Genomic DNA, 1,377 nt, shown 5'->3' on the forward strand with positions numbered 1-1,377 from the left:
GCCGGATCTTCTCCCTCCCTCTCTCTTCTCTCAGCTCTCCTCCTAAACTCAAAGAGTCAGGATGCCTCACGCATACCCCTTCCTCACTCCTGAGCAGAAGAAGGAGCTCAGCGATATTGCTCATAGGATTGTCGCTCCCGGCAAGGGAATCCTCGCCGCAGACGAGTCCACCGGCAGCGTGGCCAAGCGCTTCCAGAGCATCAATGCTGAGAACACTGAGGAGAACAGGAGGCTGTACCGCCAGCTCCTCTTCACCGCAGATGACCGCGTCGCCCCTTGCATTGGTGGCGTAATTCTCTTCCATGAGACCATGTACCAGAAGACCGATGGTGGCAAGCCCTTCCCCCAGCACCTCAAAGAGAGAGGCATGGTTGTGGGCATTAAGGTCGACAAAGGTGTTGTCCCCCTGGCCGGAACCAACGGCGAGACAACCACCCAGGGTCTTGATGGACTGTATGAGCGTTGCGCCCAGTACAAGAAGGATGGTGCTGACTTTGCCAAGTGGCGCTGTGTGCTGAAGATCACCCCCACCACCCCCTCAAGACTGGCCATCATCGAGAACGCCAACGTCCTGGCTCGCTATGCCAGCATCTGCCAGATGCACGGCATCGTCCCCATCGTGGAGCCTGAGATTCTCCCTGATGGTGACCACGACCTGAAGCGCTGCCAGTACGTTACTGAGAAGGTCCTGGCTGCTGTCTACAAGGCTTTGTCTGACCACCATGTCTACCTGGAGGGCACCCTGCTCAAGCCCAACATGGTTACCGCTGGACACTCCTGCTCACACAAGTACAGCAACCAGGAGATTGCCATGGCAACTGTGACTGCTCTGCGCCGCACTGTGCCCCCTGCAGTCCCTGGCATTACCTTCCTGTCTGGTGGCCAGAGTGAGGAGGAAGCCTCCGTCAACCTGAACGCCATGAACCAGTGCCCTCTGCACAGGCCCTGGGCCCTGACCTTCTCATACGGCCGTGCCCTGCAGGCCTCTGCCCTCAAAGCCTGGGGTGGCAAGAAGGAGAATGGAAAGGCTTGCCAGGAGGAGTTCATCAAGAGAGCTCTGGCTAACAGCCAGGCCTGCGTGGGCAAATATGTGACTAGTGGAACAAGCGCTGCCGGTGGACAGTCACTGTTTGTGGCTAATCACGCTTATTAAGCATGGACACTCACCATTTCCCTTTCCACCATCTTCCCACCATTATTGAGTCACCACAGAAAAAGCCATGTCCTCCTAGACAATGCCTATGTAACTGTCTCCGCTATTGACAGTAACACTTTTAAAGCATCTTGGTAGAAAGGAAAGTTGGAAAAAAAAACTTTTCTTTGGGTTGTTGCTGTAGCTAAAGGAGATTCGGGAAAAAAAGTTCTGCCTCCATTCCC

At 55.2% G+C, this 1,377-nt stretch carries 1 protein-coding gene; it reads left to right on the forward strand.

The window, feature by feature from the left end; translation table 11 throughout:
- The first annotated feature begins 61 nt into the window (after nucleotides 1–61).
- Nucleotides 62–1,153 (forward strand): class I fructose-bisphosphate aldolase, encoded by a 1,092-nt coding sequence (locus NM961_RS24425; protein WP_255916928.1) that lies wholly within the window; start codon nucleotides 62–64, stop codon nucleotides 1,151–1,153.
- Nucleotides 1,154–1,377: the final 224 nt, after the last annotated feature.

The organism is Tahibacter harae, from assembly GCF_024437735.1.
Lineage (GTDB): Bacteria > Pseudomonadota > Gammaproteobacteria > Xanthomonadales > Rhodanobacteraceae > Tahibacter > Tahibacter harae.